Source organism: Erythrobacter ani (assembly GCF_019204025.1).
Taxonomy (GTDB): domain Bacteria; phylum Pseudomonadota; class Alphaproteobacteria; order Sphingomonadales; family Sphingomonadaceae; genus Erythrobacter; species Erythrobacter ani.
Genome location: NZ_JAGSPB010000001.1, coordinates 379,223 through 403,040, shown reverse-complemented (window position 1 = coordinate 403,040; position 23,818 = coordinate 379,223). Strand labels below are relative to the sequence as shown.

At 60.2% G+C, this 23,818-nt stretch carries 15 protein-coding genes; 9 read left to right on the top strand and 6 right to left on the bottom strand.

What is annotated here, in order from left to right:
• Positions 1–19 precede the first annotated feature (19 nt).
• The 6 genes from rpsU to gatB all read left to right on the top strand — a co-directional run bounded on the left by rpsU (position 20) and on the right by gatB (position 4,544).
• Positions 20–226 carry a 30S ribosomal protein S21 gene (gene rpsU, locus KCG45_RS01955; protein WP_006834591.1) on the top strand — a complete coding sequence of 69 codons (207 nt, stop codon included), beginning with the start codon at positions 20–22 and terminating at the stop codon, positions 224–226.
• 197 nt (positions 227–423) lie between these two features.
• Positions 424–1,032, top strand: a complete 609-nt coding sequence (locus tag KCG45_RS01950; protein WP_218315462.1) for an FKBP-type peptidyl-prolyl cis-trans isomerase — start codon at positions 424–426, stop codon at positions 1,030–1,032.
• A 15-nt stretch (positions 1,033–1,047) separates the two neighbouring features.
• Entirely contained in the window at positions 1,048–1,350 is a 303-nt protein-coding gene (gatC, locus tag KCG45_RS01945; RefSeq protein WP_218315461.1) for an Asp-tRNA(Asn)/Glu-tRNA(Gln) amidotransferase subunit GatC, read from the top strand.
• Between the two features lies 1 nt (position 1,351).
• The gene (gatA, locus tag KCG45_RS01940) at positions 1,352–2,833 is read left to right on the top strand and encodes an Asp-tRNA(Asn)/Glu-tRNA(Gln) amidotransferase subunit GatA (RefSeq protein ID WP_218315460.1); all 1,482 of its coding nucleotides are present in this window, start codon (positions 1,352–1,354) and stop codon (positions 2,831–2,833) included.
• Entirely contained in the window at positions 2,834–3,052 is a 219-nt protein-coding gene (locus tag KCG45_RS01935) for a hypothetical protein (RefSeq protein ID WP_218315459.1), read from the top strand.
• Positions 3,045–4,544 carry an Asp-tRNA(Asn)/Glu-tRNA(Gln) amidotransferase subunit GatB gene (gatB, locus tag KCG45_RS01930; RefSeq protein WP_218316354.1) on the top strand — a complete coding sequence of 500 codons (1,500 nt, stop codon included), beginning with the start codon at positions 3,045–3,047 and terminating at the stop codon, positions 4,542–4,544. The genes KCG45_RS01935 and gatB overlap by 8 nt, the downstream gene beginning before the upstream one ends.
• A 13-nt stretch (positions 4,545–4,557) precedes the next feature.
• On the opposite strand, the gene KCG45_RS01925 is transcribed toward gatB, so the two are convergent.
• A complete protein-coding gene (locus KCG45_RS01925) occupies positions 4,558–6,126 on the bottom strand; it encodes a winged helix-turn-helix domain-containing protein (protein WP_218315458.1) in 1,569 nt (522 codons plus the stop codon).
• 203 nt (positions 6,127–6,329) lie between these two features.
• Here KCG45_RS01925 and KCG45_RS01920 point away from each other — a divergent pair, with 203 nt between their 5' ends.
• On the top strand, positions 6,330–6,725 hold the full coding sequence (locus KCG45_RS01920) for a UrcA family protein (RefSeq protein ID WP_218315457.1): 396 nt from the start codon (positions 6,330–6,332) through the stop codon (positions 6,723–6,725).
• A 100-nt stretch (positions 6,726–6,825) separates the two neighbouring features.
• Here the strand turns inward: KCG45_RS01920 and KCG45_RS01915 are convergent, their stop codons facing one another.
• The 3 genes from KCG45_RS01915 to KCG45_RS01905 form a co-directional block, all read right to left on the bottom strand.
• Positions 6,826–7,131, bottom strand: coding sequence for a hypothetical protein (locus KCG45_RS01915; RefSeq protein ID WP_218315456.1), 306 nt, complete (start codon positions 7,129–7,131; stop codon positions 6,826–6,828).
• 225 nt (positions 7,132–7,356) lie between these two features.
• On the bottom strand, positions 7,357–10,227 hold the full coding sequence (locus KCG45_RS01910; protein ID WP_255547902.1) for a M16 family metallopeptidase: 2,871 nt from the start codon (positions 10,225–10,227) through the stop codon (positions 7,357–7,359).
• A 74-nt stretch (positions 10,228–10,301) separates the two neighbouring features.
• Positions 10,302–12,524 carry an acylase gene (locus KCG45_RS01905; RefSeq protein ID WP_218315455.1) on the bottom strand — a complete coding sequence of 741 codons (2,223 nt, stop codon included), beginning with the start codon at positions 12,522–12,524 and terminating at the stop codon, positions 10,302–10,304.
• Between the two features lie 133 nt (positions 12,525–12,657).
• On the opposite strand from KCG45_RS01905, the gene KCG45_RS01900 reads away from it, so the two are divergent.
• A complete protein-coding gene (locus tag KCG45_RS01900) occupies positions 12,658–14,100 on the top strand; it encodes an ATP-binding protein (protein ID WP_218315454.1) in 1,443 nt (480 codons plus the stop codon).
• A gap of 191 nt (positions 14,101–14,291) precedes the next feature.
• Entirely contained in the window at positions 14,292–16,880 is a 2,589-nt protein-coding gene (gene clpB / locus KCG45_RS01895; RefSeq protein ID WP_218315453.1) for an ATP-dependent chaperone ClpB, read from the top strand.
• A 102-nt stretch (positions 16,881–16,982) separates the two neighbouring features.
• Here clpB and KCG45_RS01890 read toward each other — a convergent pair whose 3' ends face one another.
• Both KCG45_RS01890 and KCG45_RS01885 read right to left on the bottom strand, forming a co-directional pair.
• Entirely contained in the window at positions 16,983–20,189 is a 3,207-nt protein-coding gene (locus KCG45_RS01890; protein ID WP_218315452.1) for a TonB-dependent receptor domain-containing protein, read from the bottom strand.
• A gap of 303 nt (positions 20,190–20,492) precedes the next feature.
• Positions 20,493–23,534: a TonB-dependent receptor domain-containing protein gene (locus tag KCG45_RS01885; protein WP_218315451.1), complete on the bottom strand. Its 3,042-nt coding sequence runs from the start codon at positions 23,532–23,534 to the stop codon at positions 20,493–20,495.
• Positions 23,535–23,818: the final 284 nt, after the last annotated feature.

Genomic DNA, 23,818 nt, shown 5'->3' with positions numbered 1-23,818 from the left:
AATGAGGTAGTAGTCGTTTATGCAAATCATGGTTCGCGATAACAATGTCGATCAGGCCCTCCGCGCTCTCAAGAAGAAGCTGCAGCGCGAAGGTGTTTATCGCGAAATGAAGCTGCGTCGCCACTACGAAAAGCCCAGCGAAAAGCGCGCCCGCGAAAAAGCTGCTGCCGTTCGCCGCGCTCGCAAGCTCGAGCGTAAGCGCATGGAGCGCGACGGCATCAAGTAATGCTGTCGATCAAGCGGTCACCCCTTCGGCAAGATGGGGTAGCAAATTCGCACCTCGACGGGGCGAAAAGCGAACATCCCGCTTGAACGCACCGACACGATAAGCCATCAGGGCGCGGTATCATTCCGCGCCCTTTTGCTATCCAGGTTCCGCGAGGCAACCCTCGCCAGAAGCGCGCATCCGATCAGGGAAAAACAATGACCGAAGTTACCCGTGTTCCCATTAAACCCGTGGCTGCAGGCTCGCTGACAAAGCTGTGGCTGGGCGTCGCCCTTGCTATTCTGCTTGGCGGCGGCCTTGCATGGGCCGCCATGCCGAAAGGCCTCGATATCGAAACTCTCGTTGCGGGCGAGGGGCCAAACCCTTCTGAGGGCGATGTCGCATTCGTCAAATATGTCGGCAAGCTGGCATCGACCGGAGAGACTTTCGACGAATCGCAGAATATCCCGCTGCCGGTCCAGGGGCTGTTTCCCGAGGGCACACCTTTCCCGATCGAAGACGGCGCCACCATCGACGGATTCTTCACCAGCCTCCAGCAGATGCAGAAGGGCGGCAAGTACGAGGTCTATATCCCGGCAGACCAAGCCTACGGCGCAGAGCCGCCTCCCGGCGCGCCGATCCCGCCCAACGCCGACCTCATTTTCGAGATCGAACTGGTCGATTTCCTGAGCAAGGAGACATTCGACCGCAATCTGCAAATCCTGCAGCAGACGCTCCAGCGTCAGGGCCCTGGCGGTCCTCCGGGCGGTCCGGCGCAGAATGTACCAGGCAACCAGCCGCCGCCCGTTCCGGTCCCCGGCAACTAATCCAGAGGCATCTTCATGTCGGTAGACAAACAGACCGTCGCCAAGATCGCGTCGCTGGCGCGCATCAAAATGGGCGATGACGAGCTTGAAAATCTCGTGCCAGAACTCAACAACATTCTCGAATGGGTCGAACAATTGGGTGAAGTGGACGTGGAAGGGGTGGAGCCGATGAGCGCGGTGATCCCCAACACGCTGCGCCTGCGCGACGATGTCGTGGATGCCGATCCGAAAACCGCTGGCGGCCGCCGCGAGGACGTGCTCGCCAACGCACCCGCAGCCGAGCACGGATTTTTCGGCGTGCCCAAGGTAATCGAATAATATGACTGAGCTGACTACTCTGGGTGTGAAGGCCATCCGCGACGGCGTTCGCGCTGGAGATTTCACCGCGCGCGAAGTGGCGGAAAGCTTCAACAGCGCCGTCGCCGCTGCGGCGGAGCTGAACGCGTTCATCGTCACCACCCCCGACCATGCGCTCGCCGCGGCCGATGCTGCCGATAGCGCGCGCGCCGATGGCAAGGATATGGGACCGATGGCAGGCGTGCCGATCGGGATGAAAGACCTGTTCGCCACTCATGGCGTGCAGACAACGGCAGCCAGCCACATCCTCGAAGGGTTCAAGCCGCAATACGAGAGCACCGTCTCACAGAACCTCTGGGATGCAGGCGCGGGGATGCTGGGCAAGCTCAACCTCGATCAGTTCGCGATGGGATCGTCGAACGAGACGAGCTATTTCGGCAACGTCTCTTCGCCCTGGCGGAAAGAGGGCACGAACAAGCCAATGAGCCCCGGGGGGTCTTCGGGTGGTTCATCCAGCGCGGTCGCCGCGCGGATCGCGCCAGCCGCCACCGGCACCGACACCGGCGGGTCGATCCGCCAGCCCGCTGCCTTTGCCGGCATTTGCGGGATCAAGCCGACTTATGGTCGCTGCTCGCGTTGGGGCGTGGTGGCGTTCGCCTCCTCGCTCGATCAGGCTGGGCCGATGGCGCGCTCGGTCGAGGATTGCGCGATCATGCTGGGCGCGATGGCGGGCTTCGACCCGAAAGACGCGACCTCGCTTCAGATGGACGTGCCAGACTGGGAAAGCGCGCTCAGTGCTGACTTAAAGGGCAAGAAAGTCGGCATCCCGAAGGAATACCGGATGGAGGGGACCGATCAGGCGATCCTCGACAGCTGGGATCAGGGCAAGGCGTGGCTGAAGGATGCAGGCGCCGAGATCGTCGATATCTCGCTGCCGCATACGAAATACGCGCTGCCCGCATACTACATCATCGCGCCTGCCGAAGCCTCATCGAACCTCGCTCGCTATGACGGCGTGCGATACGGCCTGCGCGACCTGCCAGAGGGCGCAGGATTGCAGGATATGTATGCGGAAACCCGCGCCGCCGGGTTCGGGGACGAGGTGAAACGCCGCATCCTGATCGGCACATACGTTCTGAGCGCAGGGTTCTACGATGCCTATTACAACCAGGCGCAGAAGGTCCGCGCGCTGGTGGCGCGCGATTTCGAGCAGGCGTGGGCGCAGTGCGACGTGATCCTCGCGCCGACGACCCCGACGGCAAGTTTCCCGCTGGGCTCGCTCGAGAACGATCCGCTCACGATGTATCTGAACGATGTGTTCGCTGTCCCCGCTTCGCTCGCAGGGCTTCCCGCAATGAGCGTGCCTGCAACACTCAACGAAGACGGCCTACCGCTGGGTCTCCAACTGGTCGGAAAGCCCTTCGACGAGCAGATGGTATTGAATGCAGGCCTCGCGATCCAGCAACGTTCCGGGTTCGACCATGCGCCGGAGAAGTGGTGGTAAATGACCTTTACCGTCATCTTCGCGACGATATTTCTCATCGCGTTCGTCGTGATCGGAGGGATCGTGATGTACCTTTCGAAAACGATCGACCACGGCGAGGCAAGGTTCGATAGCAGCGGCAAGCCAATGCAGGATAAGCAAGAGCGCGACGGGCCCGTCCGGCCCGCGCGGCGGCTCGACACAGCAGACACGCCAGACCAGGTGAAAAATGATGAGTAATTACCGCATTCAAGGACAGACGGGCGAATGGGAGGTCGTGATCGGCCTTGAGGTCCATGCGCAGGTGACCTCCAATGCCAAGCTGTTCTCGGGCGCTTCGACCGCGTTCGGGGCGGAGCCGAATTCGCAGGTCAGCCTTGTCGATGCAGCCATGCCGGGAATGTTGCCAGTGCCGAATGCAGAATGCGTCCGGCAGGCCGTTCGCACCGGCATGGCGATCGAGGCCGAGATCCACAAATGGAGCCGCTTTGACCGCAAGAACTACTTCTACGCCGATCTGCCGCAGGGCTACCAGATCAGCCAGCTTTACCACCCGATCGTTGGCGAGGGGCAGCTGCTGATCGAAGCAGACGAAAAGGGCGGCATTCCCGAAGACAAGGTGATCGGGATCGAGCGCATCCATATCGAGCAGGATGCGGGCAAGCTGATGCACGACCAGCACCCGACCATGTCCTATGTCGATTTGAACCGCAGCGGCGTCGCGCTGATGGAGATTGTTTCCAAGCCTGACATGACCTCGCCCGCCGAGGCGGGAGCCTATGTGCGCAAATTGCGCTCGATCCTGCGCTATGTCGGAAGCTGCGATGGCAACATGGAAGAAGGATCGATGCGCGCGGACGTCAATGTCTCGGTGCGCAAGGTCGGCGATGCCGAGCTTGGCACGCGCACCGAAACCAAGAACGTAAATTCGGTCCGGTTCGTCATGCAGGTCATCGAATACGAGGCGAACCGCCAGGTCGATGTGCTGGAAAGCGGTGGCAGTGTGGATCAGGAAACGCGGCTGTTCGATGTCGCGACCGGGACAACGCGCACGATGCGGTCCAAGGAAGACGCCCACGATTACCGCTATTTTCCCGATCCCGACCTGCTGCCGCTGGTGCTGGAGGATGATTTCCTCACTGATTGCCGTGCGAGCTTGCCCGAACTGCCCGATGCCAAGCGCACGCGGTACGAGCAGGAATTGGGCCTCACGCCATACAATGCGCGCGAGCTGACCGCCGAGGTTGAGACTTTCGCCCGGTTCGAAACCCTGCTTGCCGCGACCGCGAAGGCTATCGGAAAGCCGGAAACCAAGGTCGCGACGCAGGTTGCCAACTGGGCGCTTTCGGTCGCGCCGGGCGTGGTGAAGGGGCTGGGTGATGAGGCCGACCTGTCGAATTCCACTCCCGAAGCGCAGGCGACCATCCTCTCCATGCAGGACAAGGGCGAGATTTCCGGCGGGCAGGCGAAGGAAATCTACGAAATCGTCCTGAAGGAAGGCGGCAATCCCGAAGCCATCGCCGATGAGAAGGGCCTGAAACAGGTCTCCGACACCGGCGCGATCGAAGCCGCAATCGACGAAATCCTCGCGAACAACGCCGACAAGGTCGAACAGTACAAGGGCGGCAAGGACAAGCTGTTCGGCTTCTTTGTCGGCCAGACGATGAAGGCGATGCAGGGCAAGGCGAACCCGGCGGTGGTCAATCAGATCCTGAAGGACAAGCTCGGCTGATTGCTGCCGCGCGCTATGCCCGTGCCGCGACGATCACCGGCCAGCGGTCGGGTGTGGTGCCGGTTTGCTCCCAGTATTCGGCGAGGCCGATCTCGCTCAGGATTTCGGTGTAGCGCGGGCTTGCAAACATCGGCCTGCATGCGGGCGCCAGCAGAAACCCGGTGCGCGGTGCCGAGACGTAAACGCTGGAATGCTCCCTGAAACGGTTGCCACCTGTGAAAAAGCGCGGATCGAAGAAATACGATTCCGTCAGGTCGAAAGCGGTCGATGTCCGGCCCAGCTCGCACGCGACCTCGATGGCGGATTCGCAGAACCGGCGTCCCTGCGTTGCTGCCAGGAGATTGGCCGACATCGCTTCCTCGATCGCAGCAGGAGTGCGCTCGGCATAGGCGGTCGCCGTCGCGCGAAGCCTGCCGAATTCGCCATCGGGTATCCCCAGCGGGCGAGCGCTTTGATCGGCGACCATGCTAAGCGCGCGGGCCTCCTGACCCGATCTCAGATAGATCCAGTATTGCGTAAACCATGTGGCCGTGTCGCGCGGCCGGGTGGCGAGCGCCTGTTCGATGACCATCTCCGCCTCATCGGTCCGCCCCGCATCCCAGTACAATTGCGCCAGCGTATGCGGGCGATTGACCACCTGCGCATAGGGCGCGAGCTCTTCTGCGGCTTCACGCGTGCGGCCTACCTCGTATAGCACCCAGGCCAGACCCCAGCGCGCGACGGCGAGCTCATCGAAATGGGCTATCAGCGCGCGCCATTTCTCTTCGGCGTCGGCCCAGTTTCGAAACACCGGTTCGCGCCAGGCAAGCGCTGCGCTCGCTGCAGGATTGTCGGTATCGAGCGCAAACGCCCTGTCAGCCGCCGATCGAATCCGCATCTCGGCTGCGTCCTGCTCTTCATCGGGCTGGTACGAACTGCCGAATTGATATGCGAGCGCAAGCATGCCCCAGCCATCGGCGAATTCCGGTGCAACCCTGACCGATTCCCTGAACTGGCTGGCGGCGTAGGGATATTGTGGTCCGTCATCTTCGCGCATCGCCTGCATGCCGCGCTCGAAGAATTGCTGCGCCTCGCGCGGGATGCGCCGGTTGCCCAGCATTGAATATCCGGCACCCCCGATCGCGATGACGGCGGCTGCCGCGATGCCTCCCAAAAGCGCTCCGCGCCGGTCGATCGAGCCGCTGCGTTGGACTGTGCTGGCCGCTTCGCGATCATCGGCAGTATTGCTCTCCGCGATCAGACGGTAACCGACCTTGGGAACGGTCTCGATCGAAAAGTCCGCATGCGGCATGTCCGCAGCCAGCCCGCGCAGCAAAGAGATCACGCGGTTGATGGAACCGTCACCGACAACCTGCCCGCCCCAGCATCTTGCAGTGAGATCATCGCGCGACACGATAGAGCCGCGTGCCTTGGCGAGTTCGACCAAGACTTGCATCACTCTCGGTTCGAGGACGACCTCCTCGCCCTGTTCCGACGTGACAACGCGCAGCGACGGGCGGACCTGCATCGCACCGATGTGGAAATCGGGCTCATGCGCGAGGTCGGTCGGGCGGACGCTGCCGGTTTCCTGCTCCTGATCCATTCTCGTGCACCTCCACGCCGTTTCGAGTCGAAGCGAGAATAGCGGTCGAGGGCACGCAATCCAGCCGCATTAGCTCGCCGTAAGCATAAGATCGCGCCCCGATCATGCCTTCATCACATCGAGGCTGTGTTGGGTAAGGCCGTGAAGGCCCACTCTTTTTCGCGACGGCGCGATTACGCGTCGACCTGAAGAGGAGACGTATCATGAACCGCAGCCGGATGATCCATAAACGGCATCTTCCCTTACTGTGCGCGGCGATGGCCTTGGTTGCCGGAGCCGGCGGGGTGCGAGCGGAGAGTCCCTCCAGCACGGCTGAGCCGGAGCAGATGGCCATCGCCTACGATGATCTCGACCTTACCAGCGAGGAGGGCCGGGCGGCGCTCCAGTCGCGCGTCGATCGCGGTATAGACAAAGCGTGCCTCATGAACCGCAGCGCGCCCACCTTACGCAAATATATTGAGCAGAAGCGCATGGCGCAGCGGTGCAAGGCACGTGCGCAGATGCAGTCCGAGGCGCATATTCAGCTGGCAGTCGAAGCTTCTCTGGCAAAGTCACGCCTCGCTTCGGCAGAGGCAGTTCGGACAGAGATGCCCAAATAGGGCCGACCGCCTATGAGCTCGCCGCGAGTGGAAGCGGCGTAAAAGAAAGGCCGCCGGAGGCAGATGCTCCGGCGGCCTTTCACCATCTTGAAATGACGCCTTAAGCGGTCTTCGTGCCGGTCAGCGGCATCGCGCCGAATGCGCCTGCATTGACGTTGCCTGCGAGCGTGTCGCCTTCAACCGTGGCTTCGCAATCGAGTGTCATCGGCATCGGGACGGTCATGTTCATTTTCCAGGTGAGGGTGTTGCCGTCGACCTTACCTTCTTCGACGTCCATCGAGCCCATGCCGCCTTCCATCTTGCCGGAAAAGGTGCCGTCGCCATTCTCGACTACGGTGAAGGTGCCGCTCTGGTCGCCCATCGGGCTTTTGACGGTGGTGTTGTAGGAACCGGAAACATCAGACATCTAAATCTCCATATAAAGCGGGACAGCAAACCGTCCCAAGAGGGTTTTCGAGCGTGATCGCCCCGCATGGGCGCGAAACTCTTGGTGCGGTTGTTTACACGTGTGTCAGTGCCTTTCAACCTCAATCCGGCTTCGCAAAAGCGAAGGGCGGAAGTTGGCAATGCCCGCTCCCGCCCTTGTCGTTTACAATGCGCCCAGGGTGGCCGCGACGCTGATCGCCGCGCGTCATTCTTCGCTGGGCAACTCGCGCACTTCGACCGGCATGCCCAACGCTTCCAGCTGGCTCTGCACCTGGCTCGCATCGCCGACGACGACCCAGACGAACTTGTTCACGTCGAGGGCGCTGCGGGCCGCAGCGTCCAGGCCGCTCGCGGTCTGCGCCTCGTATTTGGCGACGAGGCTTTCGTAATAATCGTCCGGCCGGCCAAAAAGCGCGTTGCTCTGCATAGCGCCCAAGACCGCGGGCGATGTTTCGAACCGGCCGGGAAGCTCCCCGATTTCCGAAGCCACGTTGCGCGCCAATTCCTCTGCGGTAACGCCGTTGGTGCTCAGGAATTCGCCGGTTTCACGGATAAGCTCTGCGACCGAATCGCCGGTGCGATCTGCCTGTACGCCTCCGGAAATGTTGTAGACCACCGCGTTCTCACGCGCCTGCGGTCCGCCGCGCACACCGTAGCTCCAGCCCTTTGTCTCGCGCAGATTCATGTTGAGCCGCGCGAGGAAGTTGCCGCCAAGCGAATTGTTGGCGTTGGTGAAGTCGATATAGCTGTCATCGGCGGCGTTGAGCGGCGTGAGCTGTGCGCCGAGGATAAAGCTTTGCGGGCTGTTCGGGCGGTTGATCAGGATGATGCGATTGCCTGCATCCGGCGCTCCATCGAGCGAAAAGCTCTTGGTCCCCTTGGCCGTAGCGGGTGCGTTCCAATCGCCAAACACTCCATTCAGCGCGGCGACGATCTCCGCCATTGGACGATCGGAGATGACGAAGACCTCTCCGTTATCCGGACGAATCCATGTATCCTTGAATGCGACGAGGTCTTCACGCGAGATCGAGCTGACACTTTCGACCGTGCTGTTGCCGCCATATGGGCTAGCGGCGCCGAACACTTCCGGTGCGATCGAGCGGAAAGCGATGCCTTGCGGTGTCGTCAGCTGCTGCTTGATCCCGGTGATCGTCTGGGCGCGGACGCGCTCGAGATCGGCGGCGTTGAACGCCGGTTCGCGCACGACACTGCTGAGCAGTTCTAGCGACGGAGTCAGGTTCGATGAGAGCGCGGACAGCGTGAACGTCGAACGGTCGGCGCCGCCTCCCGTTGAGATCGATGCGCCAAGGCGTTCACGCTGCTCGGCAATGTCCTGGCTTGTCAGGTCGGCCGTGCCTTCATCGAACAGCTCGAGCGTGAGGTCTTCGAGGCCGCGTTTGTCGACCGGATCGGCCGCGCTGCCTGCATCGAACGACATCGTCACATAGGTCGCCGGCACAGCATCGCGCTGCGCGTATGTAAGCTGCATGCCGTTCGCGAGCGTGGCGCGCTCCAGCTCCGGAAAGTCGAGCGATGCAATCGTGTCGATCGGCGGCGCGGGGCGAACCTTGGAGACGGTGATCTCTTCCGGTTCTGCCGGGGAAGCGCTCGCTTCTCCGGCTTCCACCGACGACGCTTCTTCATACTGGCTGTCGCGCTCTCCCGGTTCGAGGACCAGGGTGAAGCTGGGCCGGGTGAGCCAGCGCTCCATCGCAGCCTTGACGTCGGCGGCGGTCAGGGAGGCGAGGGTGTCGAACTGTTTCTTGAACAGTCCGGGATCGCCTGCCAGCACTTCTCCGCGGGCCAGCGTCACGGCCTTGCCGCCGAAACCGCCGACCTGCTCCAAACCGCGGATCGTTGTCGCCAATTGGCTTGTGGCGGCACGCCGCACTTCATCCTCGGTCGGGCCTTCGGCGATATATTCTGCAATGAGTTCATCGAGGCGCGCCTCGAGCGTTGCCAGTTCCACTCCCGGTTTGAGCGTCGCGTTGACAAGCAGGATGCCCATACGCTGAAAATCGAAATTGCCTGCGCCGACACCGACCGCAAGCTGTTCATCGCGGACCAGCACTTCGTCGAGACGGCTTGAGGCCAGCCCGCCGAATATGCTCGTGCCGATATTGAGCGCGGTCAGTTCCTCGCTCGTAATGCCGGGGGCAGGCCAGTATTTCGTGATTGTGGTCGCCGCGACCCGATCGCGCATGACGCTGCGAATGTCCTCTTCGAGCACGGGGATCGCAGCTTCGGCCGGGTTGTTCACCGGCCCACGCGGGATGGGGCCGAAATACTGCTCGACCATGGGCCGGGCTTCGGCAGCGGAAATGTCTCCGGCCAGAACGATCGTCGCATTGTTCGGACCGTATTTGTCACGGAACCAGTTCCGCACGTCTTCCATCGAGGCGCTGTCGAGGTCCGCCATCGAGCCGATCGGAGTATGTCCGTATGGATGCCCTTCGGGGAACATCTTGTCGAGGATCTCATAAAAGACGAGGCCGCCCGGCTGATTGTCGCCCTGACGTTTCTCGTTCTGGACAACGCCGCGCTGATTATCGAGTTTTTCCTGCGTAACCGCTCCCAACAGATAACCCATGCGGTCGCTTTCGAGCCACAGAGCGCGTTCGAGAGCAGGGCGCGGGACGGTCTGGAAGTAATTCGTCCGGTCGAAATTGGTGGTGCCGTTGGAATCGGTGGCGCCGATTTCCTGCAGGTACTGGAAGTAGTCATTCGGCGCGTTCTCGCTGCCGTTGAACATCAGGTGTTCGAACAGGTGGGCAAAACCGGTCTTGCCTTCGGGTTCGTCCTTCGACCCGACATTGTACCACACCGCGACGCCGACAATGGGTGCCTTGCGGTCTTCATGCACGATCACCGTCAGGCCGTTGTCGAGCTCGAATTGCTCATAAGGTATCGCGACCTGCGAAACGAGCTGGGTGAGGTCGCCCGGTTCCGCGCTTTCAGTGGCAGTTGGCGCGCCATCCTCTGCAGCGAATGCCGGGACTGCGGGCGCGGCAATGGCCAGCGCGATTGCGGTGAAACTGGTCGTGGCGAGGCGGTAGGCCGAGTTCATCTGCGACATGAAAACTCTCTTTCTGTTTAGGAACGCTTGATCGAACCACGCTGGTTCAAAAGCTGTTGAAATTCAAGGATCAATCACTCTGCATTGGTCACGGTGTAGCGCCGTTTGGCATTGGCGATCACGTCTTCGCGCCAGAAATGAACCGGCTTCAATTCATGATCGACAAACAGCTGCATCTGATCGGTGTGATGTGGGCTGTCGGGCCGGGTAATTGCAGCGCCGAAAGGCTGGATCGAGCGCGAAGTCACGCGCTCGCCCTCGTGCCATTCGACCCACTGGATGAAGCTGTCACCGTGGACGAGGCCCAGTCGGCCATCTTCGTCGACTTGCCAGGTGGTCGAGGCGCGCAGCGTGTCGGACCCTCCATCGAGCGGAAGGTCGACATCGCCTTGCCGCAGGCGCAGCAGGTCCGACATCGGAGGATCGATCCGACCGAAATGCTCGTTGAGATGGTCCACCGCGTCGCGCAGTTTCTCACGGACATCAGGCGTGGCGCGGTTCTGATACTCGGCGGACATGAAATCGCGGATCATGAGAAGGGCGAGCGCATCTGCTCCGCCTTTATTGTCCGCCTTGAAATCCCAGGTTAGCAGCAGATCGCGCGCCTCCGCCAGGTCGCCTTCGACTTCGAGAGTTTCCAGCGCGCTGAACAGGTCATCCACATAACCCACCCGCTCATACGCCGTATCGTATTTGATCCGCTTCAGCGTTTCGCGGTCGAGCAGGCTGGCTTCCGAAAGCAGCTTATATGCGCGGCGGGACCGGTTCGTCTGTTTGCGCTCTACGCCGAGGATCGGTGAGAAATGGTCCGGGTTCAGATCGCTCCCTTCGCCGGCGGCGGTGAACGGTTCGTTGTTGGCGTTGTAGAGCCAGCCGCTTTCAGGATTGATGAGCTTGGGAATCTCGTCGAATTCGACCGTGCCTTCCCAGATGAGATCGCTGCGATTTCCGGGCAGGACGCCGCGCCAATTGGCCTTCACCTCGTCCTGTTCGGGCCGGTCGGGAAAGGCGGCGTTGTAGATGTAGGCGATGTTGCCTTCGGCATCTGCGTAAACCGCGTTGAAATTCGGGATATCGAGCCGTTCATAAACGGCGAGCCATTCTTCCATGCTCTGCGATTTTCCGAGCCGGTAGAACGCGTCCATCGGCCTCACGCTGTCCATTCCGCCGTACCGGATCGCGAAATAACCGTTGTCGTTCTTGATCACGGGCCCGTGGACGCTGCGATAGATCGTGCGGCGAATGGGCAGCGTGACCGGCCCCATTTTTACAGGGAGCGTGACGGTCTTCGCGTCGAGTTTCAGCCACTCATCGTCGAGCTTGTACATGATGTCATCGCCATCGATGCCGGGCGAGGTCGTCACTTCAAGCTCGTAAACATCGACCAGATCCGGCCGGTTGACGGTGTAGGTCCATCCGAGGTTGCGGTTGTGGCCGAGCACCGGATAGGGCGTGCCGGGCAAGTTTGCGCCGGCATAGTGCCAGCCTTCTCCGCTCTCGACGACCAATTCATACCACGCGACACCGCCACGCAGCGGCTGGTGGGAGTTGGAAATCAATGTCGTCGGCCCGCCGGATTTCTCCGGCGCGACAGCCCAAGCATTCGACCCGAGCAATTGCGCGTCGTCGCCGATCGGGAGCGGGTGAAGCAGGCCTGCCTGCTCCTCGCGGTCGGTCACAGTGCCCGTTTCATCCCGCGGGAAGCCGGGAATATCCGGCCCGAATTCGCGGCGCAGCGGCTCGCCCGCCACGAGCGGCTGGATCACATTTGCAAGGCCGAAGAAGAAAGGCTGGCGCAGCACGAAACCGGCGGCAACGTCCTCGCCATTCACCGGAAACAGGTTTGCGAGCTTGACCTCGTCGGGATTATCCTTGGCATACTGGTTCAGCCCGGCTGCATACCCTTCGAACAGGGCGCGTGTGTCTTCCGGTAGCGATGGATATTCGCGCTCTGCCGTGCCGCGCGCATCGAGCAGATGGTACACATAATCGAATGTCGCGCCGTCCTCGCCCGCGATCGCGCCGTAACGCCCGCGTGACATCGCGATCACGTCCTGGAGGGTGAAGAAATCATCCTCGGACTGGGCAATGGCAACGCCAAACGCGACGTCCGGATCGGTGTCGCCATAGATATGCGGCACGCCGTATTCGCTGCGGATGATTTCAGCCGAGTATTCACCCGGTGGCGGCGTATCGACCCGGTGCGCATAGAATGGCTCCCACGTCATCAGGCCGATCACTGCAACCAATATGAAGGCGGCGACCGCAATACCGGTGCCGACAAACCATTTCCGCATGACAATTCCTCTCGCTTGCAAGCTTGCTAGCGCGCAAATGCCCGCCGGAAAAGGGTGCGCGTGAGGAAGCGATTGGGGATTAGAGGCACATGCGCCCTTCCGCTTTGTGGATTCGGCTGGCTACCCATGCGGGGTGAAAGCGCAGATCACCATCGGCCATGAAGCCTCCGGCCCGCCGGTCGAGTTCGATATTGAGGAACTGCTCGCCACGCGCCTGCTGGTGCAGGGCAATTCGGGTAGCGGTAAATCCCACCTTCTGCGCCGCCTGCTCGAAGAGAGCGCGCGCATGGTGCAGCAGGTGGTGATCGATCCGGAGGGCGACTTTACCTCGCTCGCCGACGAATTCGGCCACATCGTGATTGACGGAGCGGCCTATTCCCCGCCCGAGATCGAGGCGCTTGCCCGCCGGATCCGCGAACACCGGGCAAGCGTCGTGCTGGCGCTGGAGGGCCTTGAGGTCGAACAACAGATCCGCTGCGCTGCACAGTTTATCGCCGCGCTGTTCGATGCCCCGCGCGAACACTGGTTTCCTGCGCTCGTCGTGGTGGATGAAGCGCAAATGTTTGCGCCATCGGTGGCGGGCGAAATTGCCGAGGATACGCGGCGAATGACGTTGGGCGCGATGACGAACCTCATGTGCCGAGGGCGAAAGCGCGGCCTTGCGGGGATCGTCGCGACGCAGCGGCTGGCAAAGCTCGCCAAGAATGTGGCGGCGGAAGCTTCGAACTTCCTGATGGGCCGCACCTTCCTCGATATCGATATGGTGCGCGCCGCCGATCTGTTGGGGATGGAGCGGCGTCAGGCCGAACGTATCCGCGAGCTGGAGCGGGGCTATTTTCTCGCACTCGGACCCGCGATCAGCCGCCGTCCGGTTGCCGTCAAGATCGGGCCCGTGAAATCGGGGAAGAAGGACGATGTGGGCGGTTTGATGCCGATGCCATCGGAGGGTCCGGCTGACATGGAAGCGCTGCTGACACGCGACCTTGCGGCCGAGACTGCGCAGGCTTCTCCGTCTCCTCCACCGCCAGCTGCACCGCCAATCGAGGCTGTCGAGCAGCGGATCGTGAGCAGCGAAGAGGCGACCCTCAATGGCGACGCAGCCGAACCACAGACCGACGTGCAGCAGCGGATCGCTGAGATCATTGAGGAGCTCGCAAGCTCGAGCGAGGCGGCTTTTCAGTCCGCCAGCGGGCAATATCAGACGTTCCTGATGCATTGCCGCCGCGAACGCATTATCGGGCCGATGCCGGACATGCAGGCGTTCCGCCGCGACTTTGCCATTGCTGGAGCGGGGCTGGGTGATCTCGATGAAGCCACGCGCGCCCGCATTCTGAGTCTGGCCAAGAGCGTTGAGCAGGATTTGCTGGCGCCATGGCTCGTAATCGCCCGCGCGGCCCATGCAGGCGAAACCGAAGTGGATGAGGACGCTCTGGCGAGAGCCTACGGAACCAGCTCTCCCGGTCGCATTCGTCGGTTGCTCGATCATCTGGAGAAGCAGGGCGTCATCGTCGTCCGTGAAGATTTTGGCGGAGCGCGGACGGTGATGGTCCCCGGCCTGGAAGACGCCTCGGCGTAGCAGCCCTTTGCGGTAATTGACGCGCGCGATCGCAGGCGCAGAATGCGGCAAAATACGCGCCACCCCTCGCAAGAATCGGTCTGACCCCTATATCCGAGTAACACACCTGCGATTTATCCTCCGCAGGTGCTTGTGTTGCTAATATGCAACACTATATCTAGGCGGCAAAATCCATTGAGGGGAACACCCAGATGAATCTCGAAAAGTTCACAGACCGCGCCAAAGGCTTCCTGCAGAGCGCGCAAACCGTCGCGATCCGCATGAACCACCAGCGGATCACACCGCAGCACCTGTTGAAAGCACTGCTCGAAGACGAAGAAGGCATGGCCGCTGGATTGATCCAGCGCGCGGGCGGCGAAGCGGCGCTCGCGGTTAGCGCGGTCGATGCGGCATTGGCGAAGATCCCGGCAGTGACCGGCGGTGGGGCGCAGCAGACGCCGGGTCTCGATAACGATGCAGTGCGCGTGCTCGACCAGGCGGAGCAGGCCGCCGAAAAGGCCGGCGACAGCTACGTCACGGTCGAGATGATGCTGGTCGCGCTTTCGCTCGCGCCGGGTGCCGCCGGAGAGGCGATGAAGGCGGCAAGCGTCACGCCGCAGGCTCTGAATTCAGCGATCGACCAGCTTCGCGGCGGCAAGAAAGCCGACAGCGCGAATGCGGAAGCCAATTACGACGCGATGGAAAAGTTCGCCCGTGATCTCACACAGGCGGCGCGCGACGGTAAGCTCGATCCGGTTATCGGCCGCGACGAGGAAATCCGCCGCACGATCCAGATCCTCGCCCGCCGGACCAAGAACAACCCGGCGCTGATCGGCGAACCCGGCACGGGTAAGACCGCGATTGCCGAAGGCCTCGCGCTGCGTATTGCCAATGGCGACGTTCCCGACAGCCTCAAGGGCCGCACGCTCATGTCGCTCGACATGGGCGCTCTGATCGCAGGTGCGAAATATCGCGGCGAATTCGAGGAGCGGCTGAAATCGGTTCTGGACGAGGTCAAGAACGCCGACGGCCAGATCATCCTGTTCATCGACGAGATGCACACTCTGATCGGGGCGGGCGCCAGCGAAGGTTCGATGGATGCCTCGAACCTGCTGAAACCTGCTCTGTCGCGCGGCGAGCTGCACTGTATCGGCGCGACGACGCTCGATGAATACCAGAAGTATGTCGAGAAAGACCCGGCGCTTCAGCGGCGGTTTCAGCCCGTCTACATCGAGGAACCGAGCGTCGAAGACACGATCTCGATCCTTCGCGGGATCAAGGACAAGTACGAGCTGCACCACGGCGTGCGTATCACCGACGGTTCGATCGTCGCCGCCGCGCGCCTTTCCGACCGCTACATCCAGAACCGCTTCCTGCCGGATAAGGCAATCGACCTGATGGACGAGGCGGCTTCGCGCATTCGAATGGAAGTCGAGAGCAAGCCCGAAGAGATCGACGAACTCGATCGCCGGATCATCCAGCTCAAGATCGAGGAATCGGCGCTCGAAAAGGAAGGCGATCAGGGCTCGAAAGACCGGCTAGAGAACCTACGCAAGGAATTGGCCGAGCTCGAGCAGGAATCATCCGAGCTGACGACCCGCTGGCAGAACGAGCGCGACAAGATCGCTGCCGAGGGCGAGATAAAGGAACAGCTCGATCATGCCCGGCTTGAGCTGGAGCAGGCTCAGCGCGAAGGCGATCTCGCGAAAGCCGGCGAGCTTTCCTACGGCAGGATCCCCGAGCTTGAAAAGAAGCTCGCGGCTGCTGAGGAAACGACCGAGAACGCGCTGCTCCGCGAAGAGGTTACCGAAGAGGACATCGCAGGCGTTGTGGCCCGCTGGACTGGCATCCCGATGGAACGGATGATGGAAGGCGAGCGCGAAAAACTGCTGCAGATGGAAAGCATCCTCGGCAAACGCGTTATCGGGCAGGAGGCCGCGATCGAGTCCGTTTCCAAGGCCGTCCGCCGCGCGCGCGCGGGCCTCCAGGACCCAAACCGCCCGCTCGGTAGCTTCCTGTTTCTCGGCCCCACGGGTGTCGGCAAAACCGAGCTGACGAAAGCGCTTGCCGGGTTTCTGTTCGACGATGACAGCGCGATGGTGCGCATCGACATGAGCGAATTCATGGAGAAGCACTCGGTTGCCCGCCTCATCGGCGCGCCTCCGGGCTATGTCGGCTATGATGAGGGCGGCGTGTTGACCGAGGCCGTGCGGCGCAGGCCGTACCAGGTCGTGCTGTTCGACGAGGTCGAGAAAGCGCATAGCGATGTCTTCAACGTGCTGCTGCAGGTGCTCGACGATGGGCGCCTCACCGATGGACAAGGCAGGGTGGTTGATTTTTCGAACACGCTGATCATCCTTACCTCGAACCTTGGCAGTCAATTCCTGTCGAACTTGGCGGACGACCAAAAGGTCGCGGAGGTCGAGGATCAGGTCATGGATGCGGTACGAGGGCATTTCCGCCCAGAATTCCTCAACCGCCTGGACGAAATCATCCTGTTCCACCGTCTTGCGATGGAGCACATGGCGCCGATCGTCGAAATTCAGGTCAAGCGGGTGCAGAAGCTGCTGGACGACCGAAAAATCACCATCGACCTGACCGATGCCGCGCTGCGTTGGCTGGGAAGGGTTGGCTATGACCCCGTCTATGGCGCGCGTCCGCTCAAGCGTGCGGTTCAGCGGTACTTGCAGGACCCGCTGGCCGAAATGCTGCTCGAAGGCCGTGTGGCTGACGGGATGGTGGTTACGGTCGACGAAGGCGATGGCGAGCTGAAAATCACCGCGAGGGCGGATCAGGAATAGCGACACTTCGCTGACGTGCGGCTATCCAACCAGGCAGGCCGCCAATATAAAAGGCCCCGGTTTCCCGGGGCCTTTTCTTTTTGGCTTTGGCCGATCGTTTGATCAGAAAGTGAAACGAGCACCTGCGTACAGGAAACGGCCGATGTTATCATAGATGCCGCTGCCAGCTCCCGTACCAGTAACGCCGAGAGGCGGAATGGTGTTGAGGAGGTTGTCTGCACCGACATAGAAGGAATAGCCGTCATCCGTTTCGAAATCGACGCGGATGTTGTGGTAGAACGTTTCCGGATACTCGCTCGGGAACGAATAATCGGCATCCTCAGGCGGACGACCTTGGAGACTGTTGAAGGTCTCGAATTCATCCACGAACTGCTCGCCGATGTAGCGCAAGGTGTAGGTGACCCGCGGGAGACCGAAATCCAAACCAACGATCATGTTACCCGCAAACTCTGGGTCACCCAGCTCGAGAAGCTGCTGATCGATGAAGGTCGGGTCCTCGATGTTGGTGAAGTTATCACGCTCGATCACATATGACAGAAGGCCACGGAACGTAAACCCGACACCTCCAAAGTCACGTGCGTAGTTGAGATCCAAATCGATGCCCGAAGTCTTCTGAGTCGCAAAGTTAAACGGACCCGACAGGAACGAGGAATCATCCGGTCCTACCGTAAAGCTTTCGATCGAGTTGTCAGGTAGACGGCGATCCGACTGACCTTGGAAGGTCCCATCTGGCCGGCGATTGACCGCAGCACAGAACGGATTATCGATGCCGGTCGTACTATCGTAGCACTGATCGATGATCGTCTGCGGCAATAGCGAGAAGATCACGTTGTCGATCTCGATATTGTAGTAGTCTACCGAGAGCGAAAGCCCTGGAACGAATGTCGGCTGGAAAATGAAACCAGCTGTAAAGCTATCCGAAACCTCTGCTTCGAGGTTCGGGTTGCTTCCGTTCAAGCCCCGAATACCCGAGTTCGGAGTATTCTCGAATGGGACTTCGATGCCACCCACCGTAATGGTCGTCGGCACGCCATCAGCAGCACAGTTTGCTCGCCGATTAGGGTTCGCATCGATGAACTGCGCTCCGCATGGATCCTGAAGACCATTCAAGAACGTCTGGCTCGGCTCTGCAAAAAGGTCGTTCTGCGTCGGGATACGTACCGAGCGAGCGTAGCTGCCGCGTAGGCGGAGACTATCGATCGGCTGCCAGATCAGACCAGCGTTATAGGTCTCGGCCGTGCCGACATTGCCGATATTGTAATCGGAAACACGGAACGCACCTTCGAACGTAAGTTCTTGAAAGCCTGGAACATCAGCGAGAAGAGGTACGCGAATTTCCGCATAAGCTTCAAATGCTTCCAAGTTTGGTGGATCGAAGATCGGAATAGCATTCAGGAAGGTCGCACCCGAACGGGTGACTTCATCGAACGCCGAGAATGCGGTCTCTTCGCGATATTCACCACCGACAGCGAATTGCACGGGGCCAGCCGGAAGCTCAAAGAACTCCGACGTGTCACCCGCTACGAATGCAGTGACTTGGTATTGTTCGGCTTCTTGTTGTCGGTTCGAGTCGATCACGAAGTAGTCCAGCGCCGCGGCCGATGGAGCCCCGCTGCCAAACAGATTTACCGGGACACATGCAGCATCATCGTTCGAAGGATCAGCATCTGCGTTGATGCCGCAGACGATATTTCCTGCACCGTCCAGCACTGCGTTTTGCGAGTTGAAGTACTCGGAAATCAAAACGTTGCCAGCCGTCGTGTAGTCGGTTTCCAGTCGCCCGTAATTGAATGCGACTTCGTAGGCCCAGTCATCATTGAATGTGCCATCGACACCGACGACTGCACGATAAGTCTCACGACGATGGTCTTCACCGCGACCACCAAAATCGACATTGAAGCGGAAAGCACGGAAGGCGCCAGGTACGAACGTACCTGTTCCGTTTCCATCGGCGTCCAAGACCTCCACCAGTTCCGGCACACCTGCTTCGACAAGCGTGTTGCGAGCCTGCGCTGTCAGGAACGGGTTGTTGATCGAGAAGGTATTATTGAAGAACGTCGGCTGTCCCTCTTGGATAGCGTCGATACGAGCGTATTTCGCTTCGACAAACGGACGGAAAGCTTCGGTTACTTCGAAGCTCGCCAGCACGTTGACGACGGAGCGTTCAATCTCGGGCGCTAGCTGGCCCGTTAGACGCAGGGTCGAACCAAGACCGCCAATCGCGTTACCTGTCACAGCGTTCTCACGCAGATCGGCTATGATCGGGTTGGGAATCAGATTTCCGTCAGGCAAAAACACGAAAGTTTGTGACAACGGGTTCCCGCGGAAGTCGAGCGCGCCAGTGCAAGAGAAAGGAACTCCATCTGTCGAGTCCGCCGCGGGCAATCCCGGACAACTAGCAGTAAAGAGACCGCCTTCCGAAATGTTATTGTTGCGAATCCCGCCAAGGAACAAACGGTCTGGGATCCCGTCAAAGGCGTTCGGGCCCTCGCCTGAAGCATCTTCGATAGCCTGAAGCTGGCGCCGACCTGTAAAGGCTCCGGAAACCCGGTCACGGTCGGTATTGAACAGTGCACGTTGACGGCTGTACTCACCGGCAACCGCAATATTACCACGATTGTCAGCAAAATTTGTACCAGCGGTAAGGGATGCAAAAACAGTATCGCGCTCACCTTCGCTGGTGATGCCTCCCTGAATTTGGCCTTCAATACCTTCGAAGTCGCGCTTCGTGATGAAGTTCACAACACCTGCTACGGCGTCGGCACCATAAATGGCGCTGTTGCCGCCGGTCGTGATGTCGACGCGCTCAAGCAGCGAATTCGGAATGGTGTTGATGTCGACGCTGGTCGGTACGCCGGGCTGCGACGTTATGTGACGACGTCCGTTGACGAGCACAAGCGTCCGGTTCGTGCCGAGGCCGCGAAGGTCAAGCAAGTTGAGACCAGCGGTACCGATAAACCGCGTCGAGTTCGCTTGGCTGAATGTCGAGCGAAGTGAAGGGAGATCATTCAGAGCGTCGCCGATATTGATTTCGCCAGTTGACTGGATCTCTTCGAGCGAAAGCGAGACGATCGGACTCGTGCTCTCCTGGTTCGGTCGCAGGATGCGCGAACCGGTAACGGTGATCACATTATCGGCGGTGAGCGTATCTTCGGCTACTGAAGCATCGGAATCGACCGTTTCCGCGCTAGTTTCCTGATCTTGAGCCGAGAGTGGCGACCCGGCTGCTGAAAGTGCCAAGGCTGCGACCCCGACGCCCGCATAGAAGCGGGCACGACCGGCAAAGCCGGCAGAGTTCACTTTAGTCATTGATTTTAGTCCCCAGTGGTATGCTGAAAAAATTCAACAGATTTCCAAAAAGCAATCTCGCAGAGTGGACGCAAGATGTGACCCGGGACTCTGCGAGCTTTTTCTGAAAACACGCTGGTGAACGTAGCGAAAATGCAACAATCGGGCGTCTCAGAGGGCGCCTTGCGCGAGATTCAGCCCAAGGGGGTGTTGTCGCGGCCGGTTACCACGCGTTGCAGATGGTGTGATTCTCAACCCTATTCACAAAACAAAAAAGCCGCGGACCGAAGTCCGCGGCTTCTTTTTGTTCGGTCTACTTCGGCTCTAGAAGCGGAAGTTGACACCTGCGAAGATCGTACGAGCGGTGTCGTAGATCGTCGGGAAGGTGTTGCCGTTTCCGAGCGGTGGGCCCGAAGAGGTGCTAACCGGCGGAAGTTCGTCGAACAGGTTAAGGACACCGGCGCGGACGCCGATCGTGTCATTGAACTGCCAGACGGCTGCCAGATCGATGTAGCTGATCGAAGGAAGATCTTCGTCGACTTCCGGGTTCGCAGCAACCGGCTCATCGTCGGTGCCTGCGAAGAAGCGCCACGTCAGCGTCAGGTCGAGATCGGCATTCGTCTGCCAAGTGGCCGACATACGGTGACGATACTCTGGGTTGACCGGCTGAATACAGCCATTGTCCACCACGCCCTTACAGTCGATTGGATCGCCGCCCGGGAACGGAACGAAGTCGTTCTCGTCCAGAAGGGTGGCTGCATAATCGAACTGCAGACCGCCGAGGTTACCGATTTCAGTCGCGTAGCGGATCTGAGCATCGAAACCTGCGGTGTTCACAGTAGCGATGTTCAGGTTCGTCGCGGTGAAGCCAACACCCGGTGCCGCTGCGAGTGTACCCGAAGGTGCACGCTGCAGAAGTTCACAGAAGGTCGGGTCGCCGGTTGCGAGACAGTTATCCAGGATGACCTGAGCACCGATACCCGCGCTGATGAAGTCATCAACCTGGATGTCGAAATAGTCGAGTGACATCGTCAGGCCTGGTACGAAGGTCGGCTCGAACACCACACCAAAGGTGTAGGTATCTGAGCTTTCCGGTACGAGGTCTGTGTTACCGCCGGTGATCGACTGGGTCTGACCGGAGATGACGTCGAGAATGCTACCGAACTGCGCTGCGGTGACACCTGTGTTTGCACAGGCATCAAACGAAGCAATCGGAGCATTCGACGCGCAAGGGTCAAACAGCTGAACGCCATTGGCGTTAACGCCAGCCGAGTTCAGGTTCGGGAGACCCGTGTCCTGACCGGTGAACAGTTCGATGACGTTCGGCGCACGAACAGCACGCTGGAACTGTGCGCGGAACTTGAGGTCCTCAACCGGAGCCCAGACAGCCTGGATACCGAAGGCATCCGTGCTGAAGCCGTTCGAAGTGCCGTTACCGTCGGTCGTGTAATCCGAATAACGATACTGGCCCGAAAGCGTCAGTTCATCGAAGAACGGACGATCGGTTACGAGCGGAATCTGAAGCTCACCGTAAAGTTCGTAGACATTGACCGAACCGGCAACCGGCAGCGTTGCGCCGCCAACACCGGTGAAGCCGCCGCCTGGAACCTGGCTGATTTCGTCAGGGATCGAGTCGAGCGTGTCTTCACGGTACTCGACACCAACGAGGAAGGCGACGCCTTCTTCACTGAATGGCGAGCTGAAGCCGTATGCACCGAGGTCGGCCTGAACGTTGGCACCAACGACCAGCTGGGTGGTTTCACCCACCACGATGCCGACGCCCTGGATGAAGTCGGTCTGATCCGACGTAATCAGAGTGTCGCCGTCCGGCGTACGCTGGAACGGATTATATGGAACACAGCCGCCCGAAGGATCGCGGCAGACGACGTTGCCCGCACCATCATCAACAGCGAAGAACGCTTGCTGAAGATTGGCGATGATGAAGTCGTTGCTCGAAATCGAGGTGTCGGAGGTTTCGGAGTACTGACCGAATGCTTCCCATGCCCAGACGCCGTCACCGAAGTCGCCACGCAGACCGGAAACAAGACGGAAAGCCGAGTTTTCGAGACGCGAGTTACGCGGGCCGCCTTCAACGTTACGGTGCGAAGCGGTGATACCGGCCACATCGTTACCAGCTGCGATATCAGCAGCGCTACAACCGAATACGTCGGTCAGGGCGATGCCGGGAGTTCCCTGGATCAGGGGGTTGTCGCAGTTGATGTTGTAGAAGAACGTACCGAACGAAGCCGTCTGCGCAATCTGCGCATCGGAGATCACATCGGTATAGCTAAGATCGGCAAAGAACTCGATGTTGTCGGTGATCTCATAGTGACCCTTACCGTAGATCGAGAAACGTTCGGATGGGCGCTGGAAGAAGTTGAACGCACCAAAGTTGAACGTCTGAGCCGGTCCACCGATGAAAGGAACGATCGTACCGTCTTCCTGCTGGAACACGTTTTGAACCGCGTCGCCTGCAGCATCGACCACTGTGGAATCTGCGCTACCGAAGAGACGGAAGTTGCCCGAACCAACACAGCCCGCGCCGCCGAAGCTGGTCACAGGGTTGCTGGATTCACCAATCGTACAAGCCGAGAAGACACGGTCGTTCTGCGTCACCGACTCGCGGCGCTCATAGCTACCGAAGAGGGTGACGTTACCGCGGCCGTCAGCCGTGTTGGCGCCAAGGATACCCGTGAACGAGTATTCAGCACCATCGGTCGTCGAACCAGGGATCGGCTGCTGCGCAGCACCCAGAACGCTTTCGAAGAAATCGCTGCTGTTACCGGTCTGCTGGAAGCCGCCCTGAATGTCGAATTCGACGCCTTCGAAGTCACGCTTCAGCACGAAGTTGGCAACACCGCCAACAGCGTCCGAACCGTACACTGCCGAAGCACCGCCGGTCAGGATGTCGATACGCTCGATCAGCTGAGTCGGCACGAGGTCGACGTTGGCCGGCGCACTGACGGACGAACCGTAAGGCAGTCGCTTGCCGTCGATCAGGACGAGAGTACGGATCGCGCCGAGACCGCGCAGGTTCAGCTGCGCTGTACCGGTCGCGGAGTTCGAAACTTCGCCGGCCTGAGCCGCGAAAACCTGCGGCAGCTGGTTGACGAGGTCTTCGATGCGGACCGTACCCTGCTGGGTGATCTGCTCTTCGCTGACGCTGAGAACAGGGTTTGCACCTTCGAGGTTGGGGTTAACATTGAGACGCGAACCGGTAACCAGGATCTGGTTATCTTCGGCGGTTGCCGATGCATCACCATCGGAGGTGATGTCAGCGTCCTGTGCGAAGGCCGGAGCCGACGACAGAACCAAACCAACCGCCAGCGATCCGGCGCTCAGTCGGAGCTGCTTGGAAAATTTCATATGGTTTCTACCCTCATGACTGATGCCTTCCCTGAATAGTGGAAGACACATTTAAGGATGGATCCACCGGCTCGGTCCAAACATGACTGAGCGACGTTTCCATCCAAGCGTCGGGATATCCGTTAACGGCCCGCACGTACTCTGCGCAGAATCCGCCCGTCCGGTCCCTGCGTCGAGGGTTAGGCTCCTTGGAACTCAATTGGAAAGCGATTACAGGCGTTTTCGCCAAATTGAAATCGTGGTGTAGCACTGGTGCAACACTCCCCGAGAGAGGGAATTAACCA